The sequence below is a fragment of the Streptomyces gardneri genome, from assembly GCF_006539185.1.
GTDB lineage: Bacteria > Actinomycetota > Actinomycetes > Streptomycetales > Streptomycetaceae > Streptomyces > Streptomyces gardneri.
In genome coordinates this window covers 56,277-79,071 of the sequence record NZ_BJMN01000033.1, presented here as the reverse complement: position 1 = coordinate 79,071, position 22,795 = coordinate 56,277, and the positions used below count along the sequence as shown (strand labels likewise).

Below are 22,795 nucleotides of genomic sequence, written 5' to 3'. Positions count from 1 at the left end.
AAAAGGGGTGGTCGCCGAATGTGCTCGGCGACCACCCCTTTTCGTCACGACGCGAAACCCCGCCCCAAAGCTGCGTAAGGTTCAGGTAACCGCCCGGTACGGATACGCACGAGGGACGAGGGAGGGAGCCGACATGGACGAGAAGGAAGCACCCCGCGTGGGCGCGGCCGTCAAGAGACGCCGTAGAGCGCTCCAGCTCACCCTGGCCGTCGTCGCCTCCCGCAGCGGCCTCTCCGTGCCCTTCCTCAGCCAGGTCGAGAACGAGCGCGCCCGCCCCAGCCGCCGCTCCCTCGAACTCGTCGCCGAGGCCCTGGAGACCAGCGCCGGCGAGCTCCTCGCCGCCGCCGAGGCCTCCCGCACCGTCGACGTCGTCCGGGCGGACGAGCGGTCCGCCGCGCTGCCCCCCGGCGTCCGCGGGCTCGTCCGCGGCCGCCACCAGCTGCACGCCCTGGAGTTCACCGGCGAGCAGGACGCGGGCCGTGAGTTCCAGCACCGGAACGACGAGTTGCTGTACGTCGCCGACGGCGCCGCCGAGGTCGAGGCCGAGGGCCGCGCCCACCGGCTGGGCCGCGGCGACACGCTCTACCTCTCCGGAGGCGTACGGCACCGCTGGCGGGCCACCGAGCCCGGCACCCGCCTCCTCGTCGTCGCCGTCGCCGACCACGTCGAGGTCGAGGAGGAGTGAGGGCAGCCGGCGCGGGACCGCGGGTCGTCTCCCTCGTCCCCTCCCTGACGGAGGCCGTCGCCGTCTCCGCGCCCGGCGTCCTCGTCGGCGCGACGGAGTGGTGCACCCACCCCGCCGGCCTCGACGTCGCACGGATCGGCGGCACCAAGAACCCCGACGTCGCCGCGATCACCGCCCTCAGGCCCGACCTCGTCCTCGCCAACGAGGAGGAGAACCGCGCCCCGGACCTCGCCGCCCTGCGGGCCGCCGGGCTCGACGTCCTCGTCACCGAGATCCGCACCCTCGACCAGGGCCTGCGGGAACTGGAGCGGGTCCTCGCCGCCTGCGGCGCCCCGCGCAGGCCGCGCTGGCTGACCGAGGCCGAGGCCGCCTGGGAGTCCGTGACGCCCCTGGAGCCCGCACCGGACGGCAGGCCGCCGACCGCCGTCGTGCCGATCTGGCGCCGCCCCTGGATGGTCCTCGGCAGCGACACCTTCGCGGGCGACCTGCTCGCCCGCCTCGGCGTCCGCAACGCCTACGAGGACCATCCGGAGCGCTACCCGCGGATCCCGCTCGACGAGCTCCGCGCCACCGCCCCCGACCTCCTCGTCCTGCCCGACGAGCCCTACCGCTTCACGGCGAACGACGGCCCCGAGGCCTTCCCCGGGACCGCCGCCGCCCTCGTCGACGGGCGACTGCTCACCTGGTACGGGCCGTCGCTGGCCGAGGCGCCGCGGGCACTGTCGTGGGAGCTGACCCGGGCCCTGCGAGCAGCGCGCCGCTGAGCAGCCCGCGCACCGTGTGGAAACCGGCCACCAGCCAGGCCGCCACGAGGAACACGTACAGGCCGACGGCGAGCCACCGGAAGGCGGCCAGACCGGTGTGCGCGGCGAGCCCCTCGGCGCCGGTCACGCAGGTCCCGACCGGGAAGGTGAACGCCCAGAACGTCATCGCGAAGCCCATGCCCCGCCGCCGCGCCCGCAGCACCATCGCCCCGGCGAGCGCCAGCCACAGCAGGGCGAAGCCCATCACGGGCACCCCGTAGAGGACGGCGAAGGCGGCGAAACCGTGTGCGTACGGGGCGGGCAGCACGCCCGGGGCCACGTCGGCGAACTTGTTCGCGGCGGTCGTCGACTGGCCCAGCGGGCCGAGGACCAGGAAGAGCGTGGGGGTGAGCGCCAGCGGCAGCGGGCCACCGGTCACGAGCCGGCCGAAGACCAGCGGCAGCATGACCAGGGTGGCGAGCAGGCTGAGCCCGAACATCGCGTAGCAGGCGACGAGCAGCGTCTGCTGGGCCTGCCCGGCGGGCAGGTGGGGCACGAGCAGCGGGCCGAGCGCGGCGGAGACCATGGGGGCGACGACCGGCAGCAGCCACACCGGGGACGCGCTCTCGATCCGGTGGTGCACCACCATGAGGTACGGGACGGCCACGGCCGCCGCCAGACCGATCGCCGTGCCCGCGGTGAACAGGACGGTGTCGAGCGCCACGGCCGCGGGGAGCCCTATCCAGTCCTGGCCCACGATCATCGCGCCACCGCCCACGGCGAGCAGGGCCATCGAGAGGCAGCCGTAGAACGGCGCCATGGCGGGGTCCATGAGATGGGCGCGAGCCTGGTCGCGGTGGTGGATCCAGTGCAGCGTCCGGGCGGAGACGAGAACGAGCAGCATCGCGAGCGACAGGGCCCAGATCGCCGCGCAGACGGTACGGAGCCCGGGGACGTCCACCGGGAGGGCTGCGCCCGCGTTGGCGATGATGGCCGTCCCCATGACGGAGGCGTACCAGTTGGGTCCGAGGTGACGGACGGAGCGGGCCGGGGAGGCGGCTGGGGAGATGGTCGGGGAGGCGGTGTGCGCGCCGGGGGTGGTGGCGCGTGAGTCCGGACCGGGGGCCGTGCGGGGTGCTGCGAGGCTTGCCATGACCCCACCGTCGCGCCCTTTCGCCGCACCCACCAGGGATCTTGCGACTATGACGTCATAAGCTGGGTTTATGAGCAGTGAGATAGCAGGGCGGCCCGGGCCACAGGGCGACGAGCCGCGGCCGCACCTGTCCCACCGGGTCCCGGACCTCGGCGCGCTCGAACTGCTCCTCGCCGTCGCCCGGCACGGCAGCCTCGGCGCGGCCGCCCGCGAGGTCGGGATCACCCAGCCCGCCGCGAGCAGCCGGATCCGCTCGATGGAGCGGCAGCTCGGCGTGGCCCTCGTCGACCGCTCGCCCCGCGGCTCGCGGCTTACCGACGCGGGCGCGCTCGTGACGGACTGGGCGCGGCGGATCGTCGAGGCCGCGGAGGCCTTCGACGCGGGCGCCCAGGCGCTGCGCGGGCGGCGCGACTCGCGGCTGCGGGTGGCCGCGTCCATGACGATCGCCGAGTACCTGCTGCCCGGCTGGCTGATCGCGCTGCGCGCCGCGCGTCCCGACACGGCCGTGTCGCTCCAGGCCGGGAACTCCGCGGCGGTCGCGCAACGGCTCTTCGCGGGCGACGCCGACGTCGGCTTCGTGGAGGGGCTCGCCGTGCCGGAGGGGCTCGACGGGGTCGTCGTCGCGCACGACCGGCTCGCGCTCGTCGCCGCGCCCTCGCACCCCTGGGCTCGGCGCCGCGGACCCCTCGACCCGGCGGAGCTGGCCGCGACCCCGCTGATCCTGCGGGAGCGCGGCTCGGGCACCCGGCAGGTCCTGGACGCGGCGCTCGCCGGCCACGGCGGTCTCGCCGAGCCGCTCCTGGAACTCGCCTCCACGACGGCCGTGAAGGCCGCGGTCGTCAGCGGGGCGGGCCCGGCGGTCCTCAGCGAACTCGCCATCTCCGAGGAGCTGGCCTCCCGCCGCCTGGTCGCCATCCCCGTCGAGGGCGTCCTGCTCCGCCGCGACCTGCGCGCGGTCTGGCCCGCCGGCCACCGCCCGACGGGCCCGGCCCGCGACCTGCTGTCGCTGACCCGGGGCTAGGCCCTGTCCGGCGGATCATGGCCGGGCCCGCGGCGTCCGGCACGGCACCTCGCCGCGTTGCCGAAACGTCCCCAAGTCCCCCGTAGCCCTTCGGGCACGGGAGGTGCCCCCACCGCTATGGGGACGCTCCGGCGCCTTGCGATGCACCGCACCAGCCGCCGCGGCCTGTCCGACCCTGATCCGCCGGCCAGGGCCTAGGGCCCTGGCCCCGCGCCCTTGCGGGCGCCTCCGGTCCGGCGCGCGGGCGGCGTCCCACATGCCGACGGCGCCGGTGCCGCTCCCGTCAGAGGTCCGTCGCCCGGAACGTCACCCGGCCGTCCACCGCCGTGAGGCGGACCGGGACGTCCGCCAGCTCCGTCGCGGGCGTCGTCAGCGGGTCGGCCGCCAGGACCGTCAGGTCGGCGCGGTATCCGACGGCGAGCCGGCCCGCCTCGTGCTCCTCGCCCGCCGCGTACGCCGGTCCCGTCGTCATGCCCCGCAGCGCCTCAAGACCCGTCAGCGCCTGCTCGGGCCCGTGCGGTGCCTGGCCGAGGTCACGGCTCGGACGCCGGTGCCGGGCCCCGGCCAGCACGCCGAGCGGCGGGAACGGCGCGATGGGCCAGTCGGAGCCGAGGACTACGGTCGCCCCGGAGTCCACCAGGTCGCGGCAGCGCCAGGCCAGCGAGGCCCGCTCCTCGCCCAGGCGGCGCGACCAGTTGTCGGTGTGGTCGGCGCGGGTGAAGTCGCAGCAGTGGGTGGGCTGCATGGAGGCGACGACGCCCAGCTCGGCGAAGCGGCGCAGCGTGTCGTCCGGCACCGTCTCGATGTGCTCCACCCGGTGACGTACCCCGACCGTGGCGGAGGCCTGGGCCTTCTCGACGGAGTCGAGGGCGTGTCGTACGGCCGCGTCCCCGATCGCGTGCGTCGCGGTGGCCACGCCCGCCCGGTGCAGTTCCCCGACGATCTGCGTGTACGCGGCGGGATCCGGCCAGAACGCGCCCGTCGACTCGCCGTTGCGGTCGGGCCGCTCCAGCCACGCGGTGCCGTTGTCGATGGTCCCGTCCATGAAGAGCTTCACGCCCGTGACCCGCCACAGCGCGCCGCCCGTGCCCTGCTGCTCGATCAGGGCGCGCACCCCGTCCGCGTCGGTGCCGGGCTGGCACCAGGGCGCGACGCGCAGCCGCAGCGGCAGCTCGCCGGCGGCGTCGAGCTCCCCGTACAGCGCGAGGCTGTCTCCGTTCGCGTCCATGACGTGGCCGCCGGTCAGACCGGCCGCCGCCATCGCCCGCAGGGCGACCGCGAGCCCCTCCCGGCGCTCCTCGCGCGTGGGCTGCGGGGCGACCCGCTCGACCAGCGCGCAGGCCGCGTCCTCCTGAAGCAGTCCGGTCGGGCGCCCGTCCGCGTCGCAGACGACCTCGGCGGAGGCCTGCGCGAAGGTACGCGGCCCGTCGACCCCGGCCAGTTCGAGCGCCCGGCGGCTGGCCAGCGCCGAGTGGGCGTCGAAGAGCAGCAGGAACGCGGGCACACCGTCGAGTACGGCGTCGAAGGGGGCGACCCCGACCGGCCGGTCGCCGAAGACGTTCGGGTCGAGCCCCCAGGCGAACAGCCACTCCCCGCGGGCGAGGCGGCGGACCTCCCGGGCGAGCTCCGCCCGTACGTCGTCGAGGTCGGCGCAGCCCGACAGGTCGAGGCCGCCGGTCAGTTCGGCGCCGGTGACGGGGTGGACGTGACCGTCCACGAGACCGGGCGTGACGACGGCGCCCTTGAGGTCGACGACGGTGGTGCCGGGACCCGCGAGGGCGCGGATCTCCCGGTCGTCGCCCAGGGCGGAGATCCGGCCGTCGTCGGAGACGGCGAGCGCGGTCTGCGGCAGGAACGCCCCCGTGGCGGGGTCGAGCAGCCGGGCGGAGAGCAGGACGAGGCGGGTGGTGCTCACGGGGTCTCCAGGGGGAGGTGGTACGTGACTGGGGAAGCCGGGGAAGGGGGTACGGGCGTACGGGCGCGGGCAGCCGCTGAGGCCGGCGAGGCGAAGGCCGTCAGTGGGGAGGGGCCGGGTCGGCAGGCCCGGGGGACTCGTCGGGCAGGGCGGACTCGTCGGGCAGGGCGGACTCACCGGGCAGGGCGGACTCACCCGGCTCACCGGGCGCACCAGAGTCACCGGGCTCAGCGGGCTCACCAGGCGCACCGGTCTCAACAGAATCGCCGGTCTCACCGGACTCGCCCGGCTCACCGACCCCGCCCGCCTCCGCAGGCTCCACGAGCGGCGTGACATCGGTCAAGGCGCCATGCGCCAGGCCGAGTTCGCGCTCCGCCGTCGTGAGTGCCATCCGGGTCACGGCCTCCGGCCGGTTGCTCCGGTCGGTGTTCGCGTGGGCGCCCAGGCCGTCGAGCACCACCAGGATCTGGATGGCCGCCGCCCGCGGGTCGTCCGTACGGAACTCGCCCCGCTCCACACCCTCGCGGATCAGCCCCGAGAGGCGGTCGTCGGAGGCGAGCTCCTGTACGGCGACCCGGTCGCGCAGGACGGGACGGTAGCGGCTGAGGTGCCGGGCGTTGATCCAGAGCCGGCTGATGTCGTCGTACGCGTCTCCGGCCGAGAGCGCGAAGTAGCGGGCGAGGTACTGGGTGGGCGTCCCGTGCGGCCGGTCCGCGGGCAGCAGCGTGTCGAGCTCGCCGGTGGAGGCGACGCTGAACGCCTCGGCCACGAGGTCCTCCGCCGAGGGGAAGTAGTGGCTGATCAGACCGGGCCGGACCGCGAGCTCCTCGGCGATACGCCGCAGGGTGACGCACTCCAGGCCCTCGGTCAGGGCGACCCGGGCCGCGGTCTCCACGATCTCCGCCCGCCGGGCTTCCGGGGATTTCCGAACTCGCTTGCGCTGGACGCTTGACGACATACCCGGGATGCTATTGAGTGTGCGACCAATAAGCAACCAGGTGGGCGCCGAACGGTCGCCTGGTGGGCACCACCCGCATCCGGAGGGCCGCATGTCTGCCACGATCCCCGACCCGATCCCGCGCTCCCAGGGGGCTCAGGTCGCTCCTCCGGCCGCCGCCGACAGTCCCGGCCGCATCGAGGCCCACGGCATCGACCACATCCCCGACGGGGAACGCCACGGACACCCCCGCGAGCTCTTCTCCGTGTGGGCCGCGGCCAACGTCAACTACCTCAGCCTCGTCATCGGCGGCGCCCTGGTCCTCATGGGCCTGACCCTCTGGCAGGCCGTCGCCGTGATCGTCGTCGGCAACCTCTTCTGGCTGCTCACCGGCCTGCTCGCCACCTCGGGCCCCGCCGCGGGCGCGCCCAGCGAGGTGATCACCCGGGCCGTCTACGGCGTGCTTGGCAACCGCGTGAACAACGCCGTCGGCGGCTGGCTCGTCTCCGTCTGCTACTTCGCCCTCAACCTCGCCGCCGCGGCGACCGCGGCCTTCGCCCTGGTCGAGAAGACTGGCATCACGGCGAACACCCCCGTCAAGGTGGCCGTGATCGTGGTCATCGCCGCGCTCACCCTGGCCATCAGCGTCTACGGGCACGCCCTGATCATCAAGCTGTACCTGCCGATCACCCTCGTCCTGATCGCGGCCTTCGCCGTCGTCGCGTTCGCCGTCCTGCGCCACGCCGACTTCTCGTACGCCCCCGCCGAACCGCTCAGCGGCGCCCCGCTCTGGACCCTCCTCGTCGCGGGCACCACGATGATCGCCTCGGGGCCGCTCTCCTACACGACGAGCGCCGACTTCTCCCGCTACCTGCCCCGCACGTCCTCGAAGAAGGCGATCGTCGCCTGGACGGCGCTCGGCGCCTTCCTGCCCAGCGTCGCCGTCTGTTCGCTGGGCGCGTTCGCCGCGACCGCCGTCGACATGAGCGACCCGCAGAACGCACTCCAGACGATCCTGCCCGGCTGGTTCAACCCCGTCTTCCTGCTCGCGCTCGTCCTCGGCACGATCTCCATCAACGCCCTGACCGCCTACAGCGCCGGCCTCGCCCTCCAGGCCGTCGGCCTCCGCATCCGCCGTACCGTCAGCGTCCTCTTCGACGGCGCCGTCGCCGTGGCCCTGACCCTCTACGGGCTGCTCGTCTCCAACTTCCTCGACACCGTCAGCAACGCCCTCCAGGTGATCGTGGTCCTGAGCGGCCCCCTGATGGCCGTCTACGCCACCGACATCGTGCTCCGCCGGTTCCGCTACGACGGTCCCGCGCTCTCGGACGAGACCCCCGGCGGCCCCTTCTGGTACACCCGGGGCGTCAACCCCGCAGGCGCCCTCGCCCTCGCGGCGGGCGTGACCTCGGCCGCCCTCTGCGTCAACACCCTCTACACCGGCCCCGTCGCCGGAGCCCTGGGCGGCCTGGACCTCTCCCTGCCCGTCGGCATGACGGTCGCCGCGACCCTCTACGCCCTCCTGATGCGGAACGACTCCGCCGCGCTCGCCGCCCGGGCCTCCGCGTGAGCGGCCGTACGGTCCTCCGGATCGGCGGGGACTCGCCGAGGCGCCGGGGCGAGGACCGCGGCCGGCAGGCCCGCGAGGGCATCACGCGCGCGTGGAAGGTCTACGAGGAACTCTTCGCGACCGTCGCCGCGGCCGGCGGCCGGACACTCGACGTACCGGCACTCGCCCTCCGTACCGTCGACGCGACCCGGGCCTGGGCGCCCGAGCTCGTCGAGGAGATGGAGGGGGTCGCCGAGGGCGCCGGGCTGCCGTTCCTGACGATCGCCGCGCTCAACGCGCGCACCGAGATCCTCGCCGAGGCCGGCGCGCCGAGGTCGGGGGAGTGCTCCACCCTCGTCCGTACCGGCGACGCCCGGACCACCGCCGGGGGCCAGTGCTGGGACTGGCACGAGGAGCTGGCCGACGCCTGGCACCTCCAGACCGTGACCGGCGACACCCGGGGCTTCGCGGGGATCACCGAGCACGGCATCCTCGGGAAGATCGGAATCAACGACGCCGGTGTGGGGGTGCTCTTCAACATCCTCGGCCACACCGGCGACGCCGCCACCGGCGTCCCCGTCCACCTCGTGGCCCGCCAGGTGCTCGGCGCGGCCGGGTCGTTCGCGGAGGCGGTCGCCCTGCTCACCGCCGCCCCGGTCTCGGCGTCCACCGTCATCACCGTGGTGACGGCGGACCGCGCCGCCTCCGTCGAACTCGCCCCCGGCGGCTCGGCGGTCGTCAGCCCGGACGACCGCGGCTGGCTGGTCCGCACGAACCACTTCCTCGATCCGGCCCTCGCCGCCGGCGAACTGCGCGGGCGCCGGGAGCCGGAGACGTACGACCGCCACCGTCTGCTCACCGCGCGCGTCCGCGAACGATCCGGCCCGCTCGGCCCCGACGCGCTCGTGCGCCTGCTCGCCGCCCACCGCGACGACGGCGCCGAGGTCTGCTGCCACGCCCCCGCCGAAGGAACCCTCGGCGGCAGATGGGCGACCCTGGCCACGGTCGCGGTCGACCCGACGGAGCGGAGCCTGCTGGTCCACGACGGCGGCCCCTGCACGGCCGCCCCGTCGACCTGGACCCGGCTCACCGCGCCGTCGGGCCGAGCCGAGCTGGGCTGAGCCGCACTGAGCTGGACCGAGCCGAGCTGAGCTGAGCTGGGTCGGACCCGGTTCAGCCCACAGCCGAGCCGGACTGAGTCGGGCTGGACCCGGCTCACCGCGCGAGCCGACCCGACCCGACCCGAGCCGGGCCAAGCCGGACTCGGCTCACCTCACCCCTGTCGAGCCCCCGCAGCCTCGACGGGTCCCCTCATCTCGGGCAGGGCGCGTCGAGCCCTTGCCGCCTCGACGAGTCCCCGCATCACCCGCAGGTCCTCGCCCATCTCCGGATGCCACTGCACGCCGAGGGCCCAGGCGGGGGCGGACAGCTCCACCGCCTCCACCGTGCCGTCCTCGGCGTGGGCCGAGGCCGCGAGCCCCGTGCCCAGCCGGTCCACGGCCTGGTGGTGGTAGGTCGGCACCTCGGCCAGCTCGGGCACCAGGGAGGCGTAGCGCGTGCCCGGCACCGGCTTGACCGCGTGCCGGCCGATCACGCCGACCGCCTCGACGTGCCCGTCGAGGTGCTGGACCAGCGTCCCGCCGAGGGCCACGTTCAGCAGCTGCATTCCCCGGCAGATCCCGAGCAGCGGTGTGCCGGAGGCCAGGGCCGCGTCGATCAGGGCCAGTTCCCAGGAGTCCCGGGCGCGGGCCGGCGGGCCGGTACGGGGGTCGGGCTCGGCCCCGTACCGTACGGGCTCGACGTCCGCCCCGCCCGCGACGACCAGCCCGTCGAGGCGGGCCACGACCTCCGCCGCGGCGGCCGCGTCGTCCGGCGGCAGCATCACGGCGAGCCCCCCGCTCTCCCGGACGAGCCGCGGGTACGGCGCGGGCAGCAGTGCGGCCTGCATGTCCCACACCCCCCATCGGGCCTGGTCCAGGTAGGTGGTCACGCCGATGAGCGGCTTGGACACGTGCTTCCTCCAGAGATGCGGGCGAGCGGGACGGGGCCGTCGGTGGATCAGTCGCGTGCGAGTTCGGCCTCGGCCGCGGCGAGCGCCGCGAACTCCTCCTCCGGCGCGCCGGCCACCAGATGGTGCCGACTGTAGAACGCGAAGTAGGCGAGAGCGATCACGTACACCCCGAGGGCCATGAACGCCGCCGTCCGGTCCACCAGGAACGTCGCGACGAGCGCCGAGAGCGCCAGGACGAACGCGACGGACGAGGTCGCGATCCCGCCGGGCGTCCGGTAGGGCCGGTGCAGCCCCGGCTCCCGGCGCCGCAGCACGATGTGCGAGAGCGCCATGAGGGCGTACGAGATCGTGGCGCCGAAGACCGCGATGTTCAGCATCCGCGCGCCGTTCCCGGTCCCGGCGGCGAGCGCGAAGCCGATCGCGCCCGGGATGAGCAGCCCCAGGTACGGCGACTTGCGGCGGCTGGTGAGGGAGAGGAAGCGGGGCAGGTAGCCGGCCCGGGAGAGCGCGAAGAGCTGGCGTGATCCGGCGTAGATGAGCGAGAAGAAGGAGGCGACGAGGCCCGCGAGGCCCGCGTAGTTCACGAAGCGGCTGAGCGCCGTCGGCTCCCCGTCGCCCTGGAGCGCCACGACGAGCGGGTTGCCGGCCTCCTGGACGGCGGCCGAGCCGCGCGCGCCGGTGGCGGCGAGGAAGGTCACGACGGCGAGGAGCACCAGGATGCCCATCGAGATCGCGAGCGCCCTCGGCATCGACCGCACCGGGTCCTTCGCCTCCTCGGCGGCGAGCGGCACGCCCTCCACGCCGAGGAAGAACCACATGCCGAAGGGGAACGCGGCCCAGATCCCGAGCAGTCCGAAGGGCAGCCAGGAGTTCGACCCGAAGGCCTCGCCGTCGACCGGGATGTCGTTCAGGCCGTCGACGTGGAAGTCGGTGAACGCGCCGAGCGCGAAGACGACGAGCGCCGCGACCGCGATGGCCGTCACGATCAGGCTGAAGCGCAGCGCCTCGCCCACGCCCCACAGGTGGATCCCGATGAAGAGGGCGAAGCAGACGAGGTAGACCGGCCAGCCGGACTCCAGGCCGAAGAGGCCGAGGGACTCTACGTAGTCGCCGATGAAGATGGAGATCGCGGCGGGGGCGAGGACGTACTCGATGAGGATCGCGGTGCCGGTGAGGAAACCGCCCCAGGTGCCGAGTGCCCGGCGGGCGAAGCCGTAGCCGCCGCCCGCCGTGGGCAGGATCGCGGAGAGCTCGGCGAGCGCGAAGACCAGACAGGCGTACATCGCGCCCATGAGGACGGTGGCGACGGCGAGTCCGCCGAAGCCGCCCTTCGACAGGCCGATGTTCCAGCCGGAGAAGTCCCCGGAGACGACGTAGGCGACGCCGAGGCCGGTGAGCAGCAGCCAGCCGGCGCTGCCGCGGCGCAGCGCGCGCCGTTCAAGGTAGTCGTCCTTCGGTGGGGTGGTGCCCCCGGACGTCCCTTGGGACGTCCCCCCGGGGGTGTTTCCGGTGGTGTCTTCGAGCGTCATGGCAGCGTCAGCTCCCCGCAGCGGGCCCAATGGATTGGAGCCATACCTTTGCGGTGGCCGACGGGGGAGCGCAACCCCCGTGCGTTACTTTCGGGTTACGCGCGCCCCCGCTGCCCCCGAACGCCCCCGCCCTACGTCAGGAACCCCCGCAGCAGCGCCGCCGTGCCCGCGCAGTGCTCCCGCATCACCTCGCGCGCCGCGTCCGCGTCCCCGTCGAGGACCGCCTCCACCAGTGCGGTGTGCTGGTGCTGGGAGTGCTCCAGATTGCGTACGAGCAGGGGGATGCAGTCCAGCAGGTCGTTCACCGTCGCCCGGACGGCGGCGTACTGCGCGGTCAGCGTCGGCGAGCCGGAGAGCTCGGCGAGCGTGAGGTGGAGCAGGGTGTCCTGACGGCGGTATTCGGCCAGCGGGGCGTCGTGTGTCGCCGCCACGGCGGCCCGCAGTCGATCGGCGCCCGCCGCGTCGAGCCCGTGGGTCGCGCAGAGTCCGGCGGCCCCCACCTCCAGGACCTCACGGAAGCGCAGGGTGTCCTCCATGTCGACCGAGGCGATCCGGCGGCGGAGCTCGTCCTCGTCGGCGGTCTGGACGCGGGGCAGCACGAACGTTCCGCCGTACCGGCCGCGCCGGCTCTCCACGAGCCCCTGCTCCTGGAGGACCTTGAGGACCTCGCGCAGGGTCACCCGGCTGATCCCCATCCGGTCGGCCAGCTCCCGCTCGGCGGGCAGCCGCTCCCCGTCCGGCACGAGACCGAGCCTCACCACCTGCAGGATCTGCTGCAGCGCCTCCTCGAAGCCGTTGCCCGCCCGCACCGGCCGCAGCACGGGCGTCAGCCGGTCCGCCGGTTCACTCGTACTGGCCACGTTCCTCGTTTCCCTTTCTCAAGCACTTCCCAAGCAATGGTCTTCGGCAATACCTTATGGCTCCCGGCAGGCCGAAGGAGGAGTAATCCCGTGGCAGACCGCACACCCCCGCTCACCGTCGAGGAGCTGCGTGCCCTCGTCGCGAGCGGCGAGATCGACACCGTCGTCCTGGCCTTCCCCGACATGCAGGGACGGCTCCAGGGCAAGCGGTTCGCCGCACAGTTCTTCCTGGACGACGTCCTCGGCCACGGCACCGAGGGCTGCAACTATCTTCTGGCCGTCGACACCGAGATGAACACCGTCGACGGCTACGAGATGTCGTCCTGGGACCGCGGATACGGCGACTTCGCGATGCACCCCGACCTCACCACCCTCCGCCGCCTCCCCTGGAACGAGGCCACCGCCATGGTGACGGCCGACCTCGCCTGGGCCGACGGCACCCCGGTCGTCGCGGCCCCCCGCCAGATCCTCCGCCGCCAGCTGGAGCGCCTCGCCGAACACGGCTTCACCGCCCACGTCGGCACCGAGCTGGAATTCATCGTCTTCAAGGACAGCTACGAGCAGGCCTGGGACGCGAACTACCGCGGCCTCACCCCCGTCAACCAATACAACATCGACTACTCCGTCCTCGGCACCGGCCGCATCGAACCCCTCCTGCGCCGCATCCGCAACGAGATGACCGGCGCCGGACTCACCGTCGAGTCCGCCAAGGGCGAGTGCAACCCCGGCCAGCACGAGATCGCCTTCAAGTACGACGAGGCCCTCGTCACCTGCGACCGGCACGCCGTCTACAAGACGGGCGCCAAGGAGATCGCCGCCCAGGAGGGCTACTCCCTCACCTTCATGGCGAAGTACAACGAGCGCGAGGGCAACTCCTGCCACATCCACCTCTCTCTCCAGAACGCCGACGGAGAGAACGTGATGGCGGGCGACGGCGACCACGGCATGTCCGCGACCATGCGGCACTTCCTCGCCGGACAGCTCGCCGCCCTCCGCGACTTCTCCCTCCTCTACGCCCCCAACATCAACTCCTACAAGCGGTTCCAGCCCGGCTCCTTCGCGCCAACCGCCGTCGCCTGGGGCCACGACAACCGCACCTGCTCGCTCCGGGTCGTCGGCCACGGCCGCTCCACCCGCTTCGAGAACCGCCTCCCCGGCGGCGACGTCAACCCCTACCTCGCCGTCGCGGGCCTGGTCGCCGCCGGCCTGTACGGGATCGAGCAGCGCCTCGAACTGCCGCCGCCCTGTACCGGGAACGCCTACACGGCCGAGTACGCGCACGTCCCCACCACCCTGCGCGAGGCCGCCGAACTCTGGGAGACCAGCGAGATCGCCAAGGCCGCCTTCGGCGCCGAGGTCGTCGCCCACTACCGCAACATGGCCCGGGTCGAGCTCGACGCCTTCGACGCCGCGGTGACCGACTGGGAGCTGCGCCGCTCCTTCGAACGCCTCTGAGTCAGTGAGTAGAGAAGTGAGCACTGAAAGGAACGAGTTGCTCCAGGTACTGAACCCGGCGACGGAGGAGCTGGTCGCCACCGTCCCCGCCGCCACCCCGGCCGACATCGACGCCGCCGTCGCCCGCGCCACCGTCGCCCAGCGCGGCTGGGCCGCCGCCGCGCCCGCCGACCGCGCCCGGCTGCTCCGCCGCTTCGCGGTCGTCGTCGACGAGCATGTCGAGGAGCTCGCCCACCTGGAGGTCGCCGAGGCCGGGCACACCATCGGCAACGCCCGCTGGGAGGCCGGCAACGTCCGCGACCTGCTCGACTTCGCCGCCGGGGGAGTCGAGCGCCTCAACGGCCGCCAGATCCCGGTGGCCGGCGGCCTCGACGTCACGATCCTCGAACCCCTCGGGGTCGTCGGCGTCATCGCGCCCTGGAACTTCCCCATGCCGATCGCCGCCTGGGCCACCGCACCCGCCCTCGCCGCCGGCAACGCGGTGATCCTCAAGCCCGCCGAGACCACCCCCCTCACCGCGCTCCGCCTCGCCGCTCTCGCCCTGGAGGCGGGCCTGCCCGAAGGCCTCTTCCAGGTCCTCCCGGGCACGGGCCCGGTCGCGGGCAACGCTCTCGTCGAGCACCCCGGCATCGCGAAGATCGTCTTCACCGGCTCCACCAGGGTCGGCAAATCGATCATGGCGAAGTGCGCCGACCAGGTGAAGCGACTCACTCTCGAACTCGGCGGCAAGAGCCCCAACATCGTCTTCGCCGACGCGGACATCGAGGCGGCGGCCGCCGCGGCGCCCATGTCCTTCCTCGACAACAGCGGCCAGGACTGCTGCGCCCGCACCCGCATCCTCGTGCAGCGGAGCGCGTACGACCGCTTCCTGGAGCTCCTCACGCCCGCGATCGAGGAGATCGTCGTCGGCGACCCGCTCGACGAGCGCACCCAGATGGGCCCCCTCATCTCCCGCGCCCAGCTCGACCGCGTCCGCTCCTACGTCACCGAGGACCTCAAGGGGATCCGCGGCAAGGCCCCCGAAGGCCCCGGCTTCTGGTTCCCGCCGACCGTCCTCACCGACGTACCCGAGGACGCCCCCTGCGCCGTCGAGGAGGTCTTCGGCCCGGTCGCCGTCGTCCTGCCCTTCGACGACGAGGCCGACGCGATCCGGCTCGCCAACGCCACCGAGTACGGCCTCTCCGGATCGATCTGGACCCGGGACGTCGGCCGCGCCCTGCGCGCCTCCCGCGCCGTCCGGGCGGGCAACCTCTCCGTCAACTCCCATTCCAGCGTCCGCTACTGGACCCCGTTCGGCGGCTACCGGCAGTCCGGCCTCGGCCGTGAACTGGGCCCCGACGCCCTGACCGCCTTCACCGAAACCAAGAACGTCTTCATCAGCACGGAGGCCTGAGCACCCATGTCCACGACCGAAGAGATCATCTGCCGCCGCCTGGTCGGCCGTACCGCCGTCATCACCGGAGCCGGCAGCGGCATCGGGCTCGCCACCGCCCGCCGCCTCGCCTCCGAGGGCGCCAACGTCGTCTGCGGAGACATCGACGAGGTGGCCGGCAAGGCCGCCGCCGAGGCCGTCGGCGGCACCTTCGTGAAGGTCGACGTCACCGACCCGGAGGAGGTCGAGGCGCTGTTCCGCACCGCCTTCGAGACCTACGGCTCCGTCGACATCGCCTTCAACAACGCCGGCATCTCGCCGCCCGACGACGACTCCATCCTGGAGACCGGCCTGGAGGCCTGGAAGCGCGTCCAGGACGTCAACCTCACCTCCGTCTTCCTGTGCTGCAAGGCCGCACTCCCCTACATGCGCCGCCAGGGCCGGGGCTCCATCATCAACACCGCCTCCTTCGTCGCGATCATGGGCGCGGCCACCAGCCAGATCTCGTACACGGCCTCCAAGGGCGGTGTCCTCGCCATGTCCCGCGAGCTGGGCGTCCAGTTCGCCCGCGAGGGCATCCGGGTCAACGCCCTCTGCCCGGGACCGGTCAACACCCCCCTCCTCCAGGAGCTGTTCGCCAAGGACCCGGAGCGGGCCGCGCGCCGCCTCGTGCACATCCCGGTCGGCCGCTTCGCCGAGGCCGAGGAGATCGCCGCCGCCGTGGCCTTCCTCGCCAGCGACGACTCCTCCTTCGTCAACGCCAGCGACTTCCTCGTCGACGGCGGAATCTCGGGCGCGTACGTGACGCCGCTCTAGCCGTTCACCCCCCGTCCCCCCACCCGACAGCCGGGCGTCGCAAGGCGCCCGGCTGTTCCGCGTACAGACAGGAGAGTGATCATGAACCACCGACTCCGCACCTCCGCGGCCGCCGCCGCGCTCGTCCTCGCGGCCACCGGCCTCGTCTCCGCCGGCCAGGCCGAGGCCAGGCCCGCCGGATGCCCCACCCTGAACAGCTCCGACGGCTGGTACGGCGACAACAAGGCGCGCATCGACGCCCTGATCGCCGACCACTGCGACGACAGAGGGACCCGGAAGAAGAAGCCCGTCGCGGTCTTCGACTGGGACAACACCGTCATCAAGAACGACGTCGGCGACGCCACCTTCTACTGGCTCCTGCGCAACGACCGCATACGGCCGCCCCGCGGCGGCGACTGGTCCACCACCAGCCGGTACCTCACCCCCGAGGCCGCCACCGCCCTCGGCGACGCCTGTCCCACCGGCGTCCGCACCCTCCCCACGTCCACCGACACCCGCTGCGCCGACGAACTCCTCTCCGTCTACGGCACGGGCGCCACCACCGGCGGGAAGACCGCCTTCGCCGGCCACGACCACCGCCGCATGGAGCCGCAGTACGCCTGGCTCGCCCAGCTCCTGCGCGGCTGGACCACCCGCCAGGTCGAGTCCTTCGCGGCCGCCGCACGGGCCGAGAACCTCGCCGCGCCGCAGGGCGCCACCCAGCAGGTCGGCACCGCCCGGGTCACCGGCTGGGTCCGCTACTACGAGCAGCAGCGCGACCTGATCGGCACCCTTCGGCGCGCCGGCTTCGACGTCTGGATCGTCTCCGCCTCGCCCGAACCCGTCGTCGACGTCTGGGCGAAGGGCGTCGGCGTCGACCCCTCCCACGCCCTCGGCATCCGCAACACCACCGAGCACGGCAGGCTCACCGCCCATCTGAAGGGCTGCGGCACGGTCCGGGACGGCGAGGACGAGATGATCACGTACATCGACGGCAAGCGCTGCTGGATCAACCAGGAGATCCTCGGCGTGCGCGGACCCGCCGCCGAGCGCGCACAGCCGGCCTCACGGCGGCAGGTGTTCGCCGCCGGGGACTCCGACACGGACATCTCGTTCCTGCGGGACGCGACCGGCCTGCGCCTGGTCCTCAACCGCAACAAGAACGAGCTGATGTGCCGGGCGTACGAGAACGGCGACGGCCGCTGGCTCGTCAACCCCATGTTCATCCAGCCGAAGGGGCAGAAGGTCACCCCGTACCCCTGCGCCACGACGGGCTACACGGCGGGCGACGGCACGGCGGAACCGGTCCGCCGCCCCGACGGCACGGTGATCCCGGACCAGCGGGACACGGTGTTCTGAGGCGCGCAGGCAGAGGCGCGCCCGCTGAGGCAGGCCCGCCAAGGCGCGCCTCAGAGGAAGGTCTGCCCTTCCCCCCGGTAGGTCGGCACGGTGGCCGTGATCCGGTCGCCCTCGACCAGCCGGAGCGAATCGAACCGCTCGCAGAGCTCGCCGGCCTTCGCGTGCCGGAACCACACCTTGTCGCCGATCCGCAGGTCGTCGGCCGGCGAGCCGAGCAGCGGGGTCTGGACCTCGCCCGGACCCTCCTGCGGGTCGTAGCGCAGCCCCTCCGGCAGGTACGGCACGGGCAGCCGGTCCGGGCCCGCCACCCCGGACGCGGGATAGCCGCCGCCGAGGACGGTCACCACGCCCACACCGGGACGGCGGACGACGGGCTGCGCGAAGAGCGCGGCCGGGCGGCCGTCGAAGGAGGTGTAGTTGTCGAAGAGACGCGGCACGAACAGCCCCGAACCGGCGGCGATCTCCGTCACCGCGTCCTCCGCGGCCGTGTGCTGCACGCTCCCGGTGCCGCCGCCGTTCACGAACTCCAGGTCCGGGGCGACCGCCCGGACGGCACGGACGACGGCCGCGCGGCGCTCCGCCAGCTCCCGGCGGGCGGCGGACTGCATCAGCCGGATCGCCCGCGAGCGCAGCGGCCGACCCGCGACCGAGTCGCCGACACCGGCGACATGGCCCTCGTACGCCATGATCCCGACCAGCCGGAAGCCCGGCCGCCGCACCACGGAACGGGCCACCTCGGCCAGGTCGGCGGGGGTGCGCAGCGGCGAGCGCCGGGCTCCGATCCGGACCCGCCCGCCGAGGAGGTGGAGCGCCGTGTCCAGCTCCAGGCAGACCCGGATCTCCTCCGCCCCGCCCGCGCGGGAGGCGTCGATCAGATCGAGCTGGGCCACGTCGTCGACCATCACCGTCACGGCGGCGGCGAGCTTCGGATCCCGCGCGAGCTCGGCGAAGCCGGCGCGGTCCGCCGACGGATAGGCGAGCAGCACGTCGTCGAAGCCGGCACGCGCGAGCCACAGCGACTCGTCGAGCGTGAACGACATGATCCCGGCGAACCCGTCCCGCGCCAGCACCCGCTCCAGGAGCGCGCGACAGCGCACGGACTTGCTCGCGACGCGGATCGGCTTGCCTGCGGCCCGGCGGACGAGATCCGCGGCGTTGTCGTCGAAGGCCTCCAGGTCGACGATCGCCACGGGCGCGTCGAGGTGAGCGGTGGCACGGTCGTAACGGGCCCGGTCGGCGGCGCGGGGAGTCATGGCCCGAGCTTGCCAGACAGCTATACGGGTGGGTAGCCCCCGACCCCGGTCCGCCCGGTTCCTCCACCGCGGGGAACAGCCCGTAGAGTGACGGGCATTGTCGACACGAGGGGGACGGGGATGACCGCCGAACACCCACGCCCCGCGTCCCGCATCACCGACGCTCTCCTCCCCCCGACCCCATCGCGCCCGGCCGCCTCTCCGCAGACCCCGGCACCCGCGCCGCACGTCACGGCCCCGACGGCCCGGCCCGCCCCCGAGCGCCCCACGCCGCCGCCCGCACCGGCCCCGCCGCGCCCGGCGACCCTTCCGCAGGCCGCCGCGCACCCCGCGCCGGGGACCGCACCGGCACCGGCACCGGCACCGGCACCGGCACAGCCTCCGGCACCGGCATCGACGCCGAACGCCCCCGCGCCGACCACCCCCGAGCGCCCCACGGCGACACCCGCGCCCGCACCGGCCCCGCCGCGCCCCGCATCCGTGTCCGTGTCCGCAGAAGCGCCCCCGCTGCCCTCGGCCGCCCCCGCCGCGCCCCGGCCGGCCAAGGCGACGAGTGCCCCGCAGCCCCAGGCCGCGCCCGTGTCCCAGCCCCTTCCGCCGGCTTCCGCGCCGCTGTCGACCCGTCAGGCGGCCGTGCCCGCCCGCGCCTGGGCGGCGCCGACCGGGGCGGACGACCTGCCGGAGGTCGAGACCACCACCCGGCTCCGGGCGATCCGCGACACGTCCGGCACGGGCCGGCCGACGCGGCCCACGCCCAGGTCCATGCCCAGGCCCACGACCGCGCCCCCGCCCACGTACGGATACGGGCTCGCCGGCACCCTGCCGCCCGAGGCGCCCGTCGAGACCACCACCCGGCTGCGCCCCGTACGCCCGCGCCGCACCGGACGCGTGCTCGCGGTCACGGCCTGCGTCGTCCTCGGGGGCGGGCTCATCGGCGGAGCCCTCGCCGGGATATGGCTGGCCTCCGCCGAACCGGCACGGCCCGCCGAACCCGCCGGGTACACCGAGGCGAAGGACCTCTGGCACAACGCCCCCGTCGACACCCTCTTCCCCCGCACCCTCCCCGGCCCCGGCGCGGGCCCCGGCGCCGCCGCCCGCACCTGGACCCGGATCGTCGTCGCCCCGGACACCCCCTGCTCGCCCGCCGTCCTCGCCAAGGGGCTGCGCGCCACCCTCACGCCGCTCGGCTGCGAGCGCGTCCTGCGCGCCACGTACACCGACGCCACCGCCAGCAGCGTGATCACCGTCAGCCTCGTCTTCACCCGCGCCGACGCCGAAGCGCAGCGCACCCTCGGTCAGGGCGGCGGCCTCACCGCCCGCCTGGGCGAGGACGTCCCCCCGGCGCTCTCCGGCCCGTCCACCGTCGCCGCCCGCTTCGGCGCCCGGCAGCGCGCGAGCTGGTGGCTGAGCGCCCCCGCCGACCTCCCCGTCGTCGTCACCGCCGTCTCCGGCTTCGCCGACGGCCGCGCCGTCGACCGCCCGCAGCCCGCCGACCGGGCCATGGCCCGGGGCCGTACCGACGCCACCGCCCAGTCCGGCCTCGGCCACGAGGCCAAGGGCATCACCGGCCGCTTCGAATCGCTGCTGCGCAAGGCCGTCGCCGCGACCGTCAAGGAGAAGGAGAACGCCCGGTGACCCGCCCGACCGCCACCCGGCCGACCACCTCCGCTCCCGCCCGCGCGGCCGTCATCGTGCTCCTCGCCGCCTCCTTCTCCGTGCTGCCCGCGACCACCGCCCCCGCACACGCCGACACCATCCGGGCCCGCCAGTGGGGCCTTGAGGCCATGCACACCACGGAGGCCTGGCGCACCACCAAGGGCAAGGGCATCAAGGTCGCCGTCCTCGACACGGGCGTCGACGCCGACCACCCCGACCTGTCAGGCTCCGTCCTCCCCGGCCGCGACCTCATCGGCTTCGGCGCCTCCGAGGGCGACCGTGCCTGGGCCCGCCACGGCACCGCCATGGCCGGCATCATCGCCGGGCACGGCCACGGCCCCGGCGACGAGAGCGGCGTCCTCGGCATCGCCCCCGACGTCGAGATCCTGCCCGTCCGGGTCATCCTGGAAAGCAGCGACAAGGCCCGCGACAAGGCCCGCAAGACCCGCGGCACCGCCCTCGCCGAGGGCATCCGCTGGGCCGCCGACCACGGCGCCGACGTCATCAACCTCTCCCTCGGGGACGACTCCAAGTCCGCCCACCCCGACGCGGGCGAGGACGCCGCCGTCCAGTACGCCCTCGCCAAGGGCGTCTCCGTCGTCGCCTCCGCCGGCAACGGCGGCGAGAAGGGCGACCACATCTCGTACCCCGCCGCCTACCCCGGCGTCATCGCCGTCGACCGCTACGGCACCCGCGCCTCGTTCTCGACCAGCCGCTGGTACGCCACGGTCAGCGCCCCCGGCGTCGACATCGTCATCGCCGACCCCGACCGCCGCTACTACGAGGGCTGGGGCACCAGCGCCGCCGCCGCGTTCGTCTCCGGCGCGGTGGCCCTCGTCAGATCCGCCCACCCCGATCTCACCCCGGCCCAGATCAAGCAGCTGCTCGTCGACACCGCCCGCAACCGCCCCAAGGGCGGCCGCAGCGACGCCAAGGGGTACGGGACGGTCGACCCGGCCGCCGCCATCGAGGCCGGTGCCGCGCGCAAGGGAGCCGACCCCAAGAACGCCACCACCGGCTACCGGGGTCAGTACTTCGGCCCCGGCCCGACGGCCCCCGTCGAGGAGAGCCGCCCCCTCGGCCTGCTGGCCCCCGTCGCCGGCGGACTCGGCGCCCTGCTGCTCCTGACCGCCTTCGCCCTCGGACGGACGAAGCGCACCCACTGACACGCCACGCCCCGCCCGCCGACGCACCGGCCACCACCCACCACCCGGCGGACAGCGCACCTCCCGCAGCCGGTTAGGCTCGGTGCGTGGCGCTCAAGAACATCCCGGACCCCGGTTTCTCCGACGACGACGGCACCGCCGACCCGCGGCTCGCCGCGGCCCTCGCGGCCTGGGCGGAGGACAGGACCGCGCACGGCCCGGTCCTCGAAGCGCTCAAGGGCGCCCGGCTCCTCGTCCCCGTGGTCGCCGTCCTCGGCGAGGTCGAGACCGACGAGAACGGCCTGCGCCGTGAGAAGACCAGCGACATGGCGGTCCCCACCCTCACCGCCGGCGACCGCCGGGCCCTGCCCGCCTTCACCTCGATCGCCTCGCTCGCCCTGTGGGACCCGGAGGCCCGGCCCGTGGCCGTCCCGCTCCACCAGGCGCTCCAGGCGGCGGCGCACGAGAAGGCCGACACCGTCGTCCTGGACCTCGCGGGCCCCGTCCCGTACCAGCTGACCGGACCGGCGCTGCGCGCCCTCGCCGAGGGCCGCTCCAGCACCGACCCGCTCGACGACCCGGCCGTACGCGAGGCCGTACGGGCCGCCGTCGCCGCCGAGCCCGCCGTCCTCCGCGCCCATCTGGGCCCCGGCGCCGCCGACGGCACCCTCGCCCTGGTCCTCGCCGCGGACGCCGCCCCGGCGGAGGCGGCCCAGCGCGTGGCCCGCGCCCTCGCCGCCGACGAAACACTGAGGGCCCGCCTGGTGCGGGGCCTCGACCTGGCACTGCTGCCGGCCTCGGCCACGCCTCCGGGCGAGCCCTTCTACGTGCAGAGGTAAGACGTACGGGCGACTCAGCCGTACACGGGACCCGTGTACTTCTCGCCCGGCCCCTGGCCCGGCTCGTCCGGGATCAGGGACGCCTCGCGGAAGGCGAGCTGGAGGGACTTCAGGCCGTCCCGCAGGGGAGCGGCGTGGAAGGAGGAGACCTCCGTCGCGCCGGCGTCCAGCAGGCCCGCGAGCGCGTGCACCAGCTTGCGGGCCTCGTCGAGGTCCTTGTACTTGTCGCCCTCCTCGGTGAGCCCGAGCTTCACCGCGGCGGCACTCATCAGGTTGACGGCGACCGTCACGATCACCTCGACGGCCGGGACCTCCGCGATGTCGCGGGTCATGGCGTCGAAGTCGGGGTTTTCGGGGGAGTCCGCGGACTCGTTCTGGGGGGTCTCGCTCATGACTCATACGATAGGCCGGTCCTCGGTTAGCGGAGACCGCCGGGTCCTGCTAACCTTGTGTAACGACCGGCCGGACACTTGTGTGCCCGGCCCACAAGTGGAGGCTCCGTACTCCCACCTGACCAC

Annotated in this window: 19 protein-coding genes and 1 pseudogene; 12 read left to right on the top strand and 8 right to left on the bottom strand. The window is 74.1% G+C overall.

The features are described 5' to 3' along the window. Positions 1 to 133: 133 nt before the first annotated feature. Complete coding sequence (locus SGA01_RS25025; RefSeq protein WP_055644467.1) at positions 134 to 685, top strand: helix-turn-helix domain-containing protein; 552 nt, start codon at positions 134 to 136, stop codon at positions 683 to 685. Then, the gene (locus SGA01_RS25020; protein WP_141298655.1) at positions 682 to 1,449 is read left to right on the top strand and encodes a helical backbone metal receptor; all 768 of its coding nucleotides are present in this window, start codon (positions 682 to 684) and stop codon (positions 1,447 to 1,449) included. Before SGA01_RS25025 ends, SGA01_RS25020 begins: the two co-directional genes overlap by 4 nt. On the opposite strand, the gene SGA01_RS25015 is transcribed toward SGA01_RS25020, so the two are convergent. Continuing rightward, positions 1,364 to 2,581, bottom strand: a complete 1,218-nt coding sequence (locus tag SGA01_RS25015) for a TDT family transporter (RefSeq protein WP_141298653.1) — start codon at positions 2,579 to 2,581, stop codon at positions 1,364 to 1,366. The two genes, SGA01_RS25020 and SGA01_RS25015, sit on opposite strands and share 86 nt — an antisense overlap. A 70-nt stretch (positions 2,582 to 2,651) precedes the next feature. On the opposite strand from SGA01_RS25015, the gene SGA01_RS25010 reads away from it, so the two are divergent. After that, positions 2,652 to 3,602 carry a LysR family transcriptional regulator gene (locus SGA01_RS25010; RefSeq protein WP_174867465.1) on the top strand — a complete coding sequence of 317 codons (951 nt, stop codon included), beginning with the start codon at positions 2,652 to 2,654 and terminating at the stop codon, positions 3,600 to 3,602. 283 nt (positions 3,603 to 3,885) lie between these two features. On the opposite strand, the gene SGA01_RS25000 is transcribed toward SGA01_RS25010, so the two are convergent. Together SGA01_RS25000 and SGA01_RS24990 are read right to left on the bottom strand one after the other, a co-directional pair. Then, the gene (locus SGA01_RS25000; protein ID WP_141298650.1) at positions 3,886 to 5,517 is read right to left on the bottom strand and encodes an amidohydrolase; all 1,632 of its coding nucleotides are present in this window, start codon (positions 5,515 to 5,517) and stop codon (positions 3,886 to 3,888) included. 337 nt (positions 5,518 to 5,854) lie between these two features. Further along, positions 5,855 to 6,475, bottom strand: a pseudogene (locus tag SGA01_RS24990) (TetR/AcrR family transcriptional regulator); the annotation flags it as partial. Positions 6,476 to 6,566: 91 nt separating this feature from the next. Here SGA01_RS24990 and SGA01_RS24985 point away from each other — a divergent pair. Further along, positions 6,567 to 8,024: a purine-cytosine permease family protein gene (locus SGA01_RS24985; RefSeq protein ID WP_141298648.1), complete on the top strand. Its 1,458-nt coding sequence runs from the start codon at positions 6,567 to 6,569 to the stop codon at positions 8,022 to 8,024. Then, positions 8,021 to 9,124, top strand: a complete 1,104-nt coding sequence (locus tag SGA01_RS24980) for a C45 family autoproteolytic acyltransferase/hydrolase (RefSeq protein WP_141298646.1) — start codon at positions 8,021 to 8,023, stop codon at positions 9,122 to 9,124. The genes SGA01_RS24985 and SGA01_RS24980 overlap by 4 nt, the downstream gene beginning before the upstream one ends. 152 nt (positions 9,125 to 9,276) lie before the next feature. Here the strand turns inward: SGA01_RS24980 and SGA01_RS24975 are convergent, their stop codons facing one another. The 3 genes from SGA01_RS24975 to SGA01_RS24965 form a co-directional block, all read right to left on the bottom strand. Then, positions 9,277 to 10,014 (bottom strand): gamma-glutamyl-gamma-aminobutyrate hydrolase family protein, encoded by a 738-nt coding sequence (locus tag SGA01_RS24975; RefSeq protein WP_141298644.1) that lies wholly within the window; start codon positions 10,012 to 10,014, stop codon positions 9,277 to 9,279. A gap of 47 nt (positions 10,015 to 10,061) precedes the next feature. Further along, complete coding sequence (eat, locus tag SGA01_RS24970; RefSeq protein ID WP_141298642.1) at positions 10,062 to 11,543, bottom strand: ethanolamine permease; 1,482 nt, start codon at positions 11,541 to 11,543, stop codon at positions 10,062 to 10,064. A 131-nt stretch (positions 11,544 to 11,674) separates the two neighbouring features. After that, positions 11,675 to 12,403, bottom strand: coding sequence for a FadR/GntR family transcriptional regulator (locus tag SGA01_RS24965; RefSeq protein WP_141298640.1), 729 nt, complete (start codon positions 12,401 to 12,403; stop codon positions 11,675 to 11,677). A 90-nt stretch (positions 12,404 to 12,493) separates the two neighbouring features. On the opposite strand from SGA01_RS24965, the gene SGA01_RS24960 reads away from it, so the two are divergent. The 4 genes from SGA01_RS24960 (at position 12,494) to SGA01_RS24945 (ending at position 17,384) form a co-directional block, all read left to right on the top strand. After that, positions 12,494 to 13,858: a glutamine synthetase family protein gene (locus SGA01_RS24960; RefSeq protein WP_141298638.1), complete on the top strand. Its 1,365-nt coding sequence runs from the start codon at positions 12,494 to 12,496 to the stop codon at positions 13,856 to 13,858. A 16-nt stretch (positions 13,859 to 13,874) separates the two neighbouring features. Beyond that, positions 13,875 to 15,251 carry an aldehyde dehydrogenase family protein gene (locus SGA01_RS24955; RefSeq protein WP_141298636.1) on the top strand — a complete coding sequence of 459 codons (1,377 nt, stop codon included), beginning with the start codon at positions 13,875 to 13,877 and terminating at the stop codon, positions 15,249 to 15,251. Positions 15,252 to 15,257: 6 nt separating this feature from the next. Beyond that, a complete protein-coding gene (locus tag SGA01_RS24950; RefSeq protein ID WP_141298634.1) occupies positions 15,258 to 16,046 on the top strand; it encodes a 3-oxoacyl-ACP reductase in 789 nt (262 codons plus the stop codon). Between the two features lie 81 nt (positions 16,047 to 16,127). Next, complete coding sequence (locus SGA01_RS24945) at positions 16,128 to 17,384, top strand: HAD family hydrolase (protein ID WP_141298632.1); 1,257 nt, start codon at positions 16,128 to 16,130, stop codon at positions 17,382 to 17,384. A 50-nt stretch (positions 17,385 to 17,434) separates the two neighbouring features. Here the strand turns inward: SGA01_RS24945 and SGA01_RS24940 are convergent, their stop codons facing one another. Further along, positions 17,435 to 18,637 (bottom strand): amino acid deaminase/aldolase, encoded by a 1,203-nt coding sequence (locus tag SGA01_RS24940; RefSeq protein WP_141298630.1) that lies wholly within the window; start codon positions 18,635 to 18,637, stop codon positions 17,435 to 17,437. A gap of 486 nt (positions 18,638 to 19,123) precedes the next feature. Here SGA01_RS24940 and SGA01_RS24935 point away from each other — a divergent pair, with 486 nt between their 5' ends. The 3 genes from SGA01_RS24935 (at position 19,124) to SGA01_RS24925 (ending at position 22,277) form a co-directional block, all read left to right on the top strand. Beyond that, positions 19,124 to 20,272: a hypothetical protein gene (locus SGA01_RS24935; protein WP_255325249.1), complete on the top strand. Its 1,149-nt coding sequence runs from the start codon at positions 19,124 to 19,126 to the stop codon at positions 20,270 to 20,272. After that, entirely contained in the window at positions 20,269 to 21,459 is a 1,191-nt protein-coding gene (mycP, locus tag SGA01_RS24930; protein WP_174867463.1) for a type VII secretion-associated serine protease mycosin, read from the top strand. The genes SGA01_RS24935 and mycP overlap by 4 nt, the downstream gene beginning before the upstream one ends. A gap of 86 nt (positions 21,460 to 21,545) precedes the next feature. Beyond that, positions 21,546 to 22,277, top strand: coding sequence for an SseB family protein (locus SGA01_RS24925; protein ID WP_055644481.1), 732 nt, complete (start codon positions 21,546 to 21,548; stop codon positions 22,275 to 22,277). Between the two features lie 14 nt (positions 22,278 to 22,291). On the opposite strand, the gene SGA01_RS24920 is transcribed toward SGA01_RS24925, so the two are convergent. Further along, a complete protein-coding gene (locus SGA01_RS24920) occupies positions 22,292 to 22,669 on the bottom strand; it encodes a DUF1844 domain-containing protein (protein WP_055644482.1) in 378 nt (125 codons plus the stop codon). Between the last annotated feature and the right edge of the window lie 126 nt (positions 22,670 to 22,795).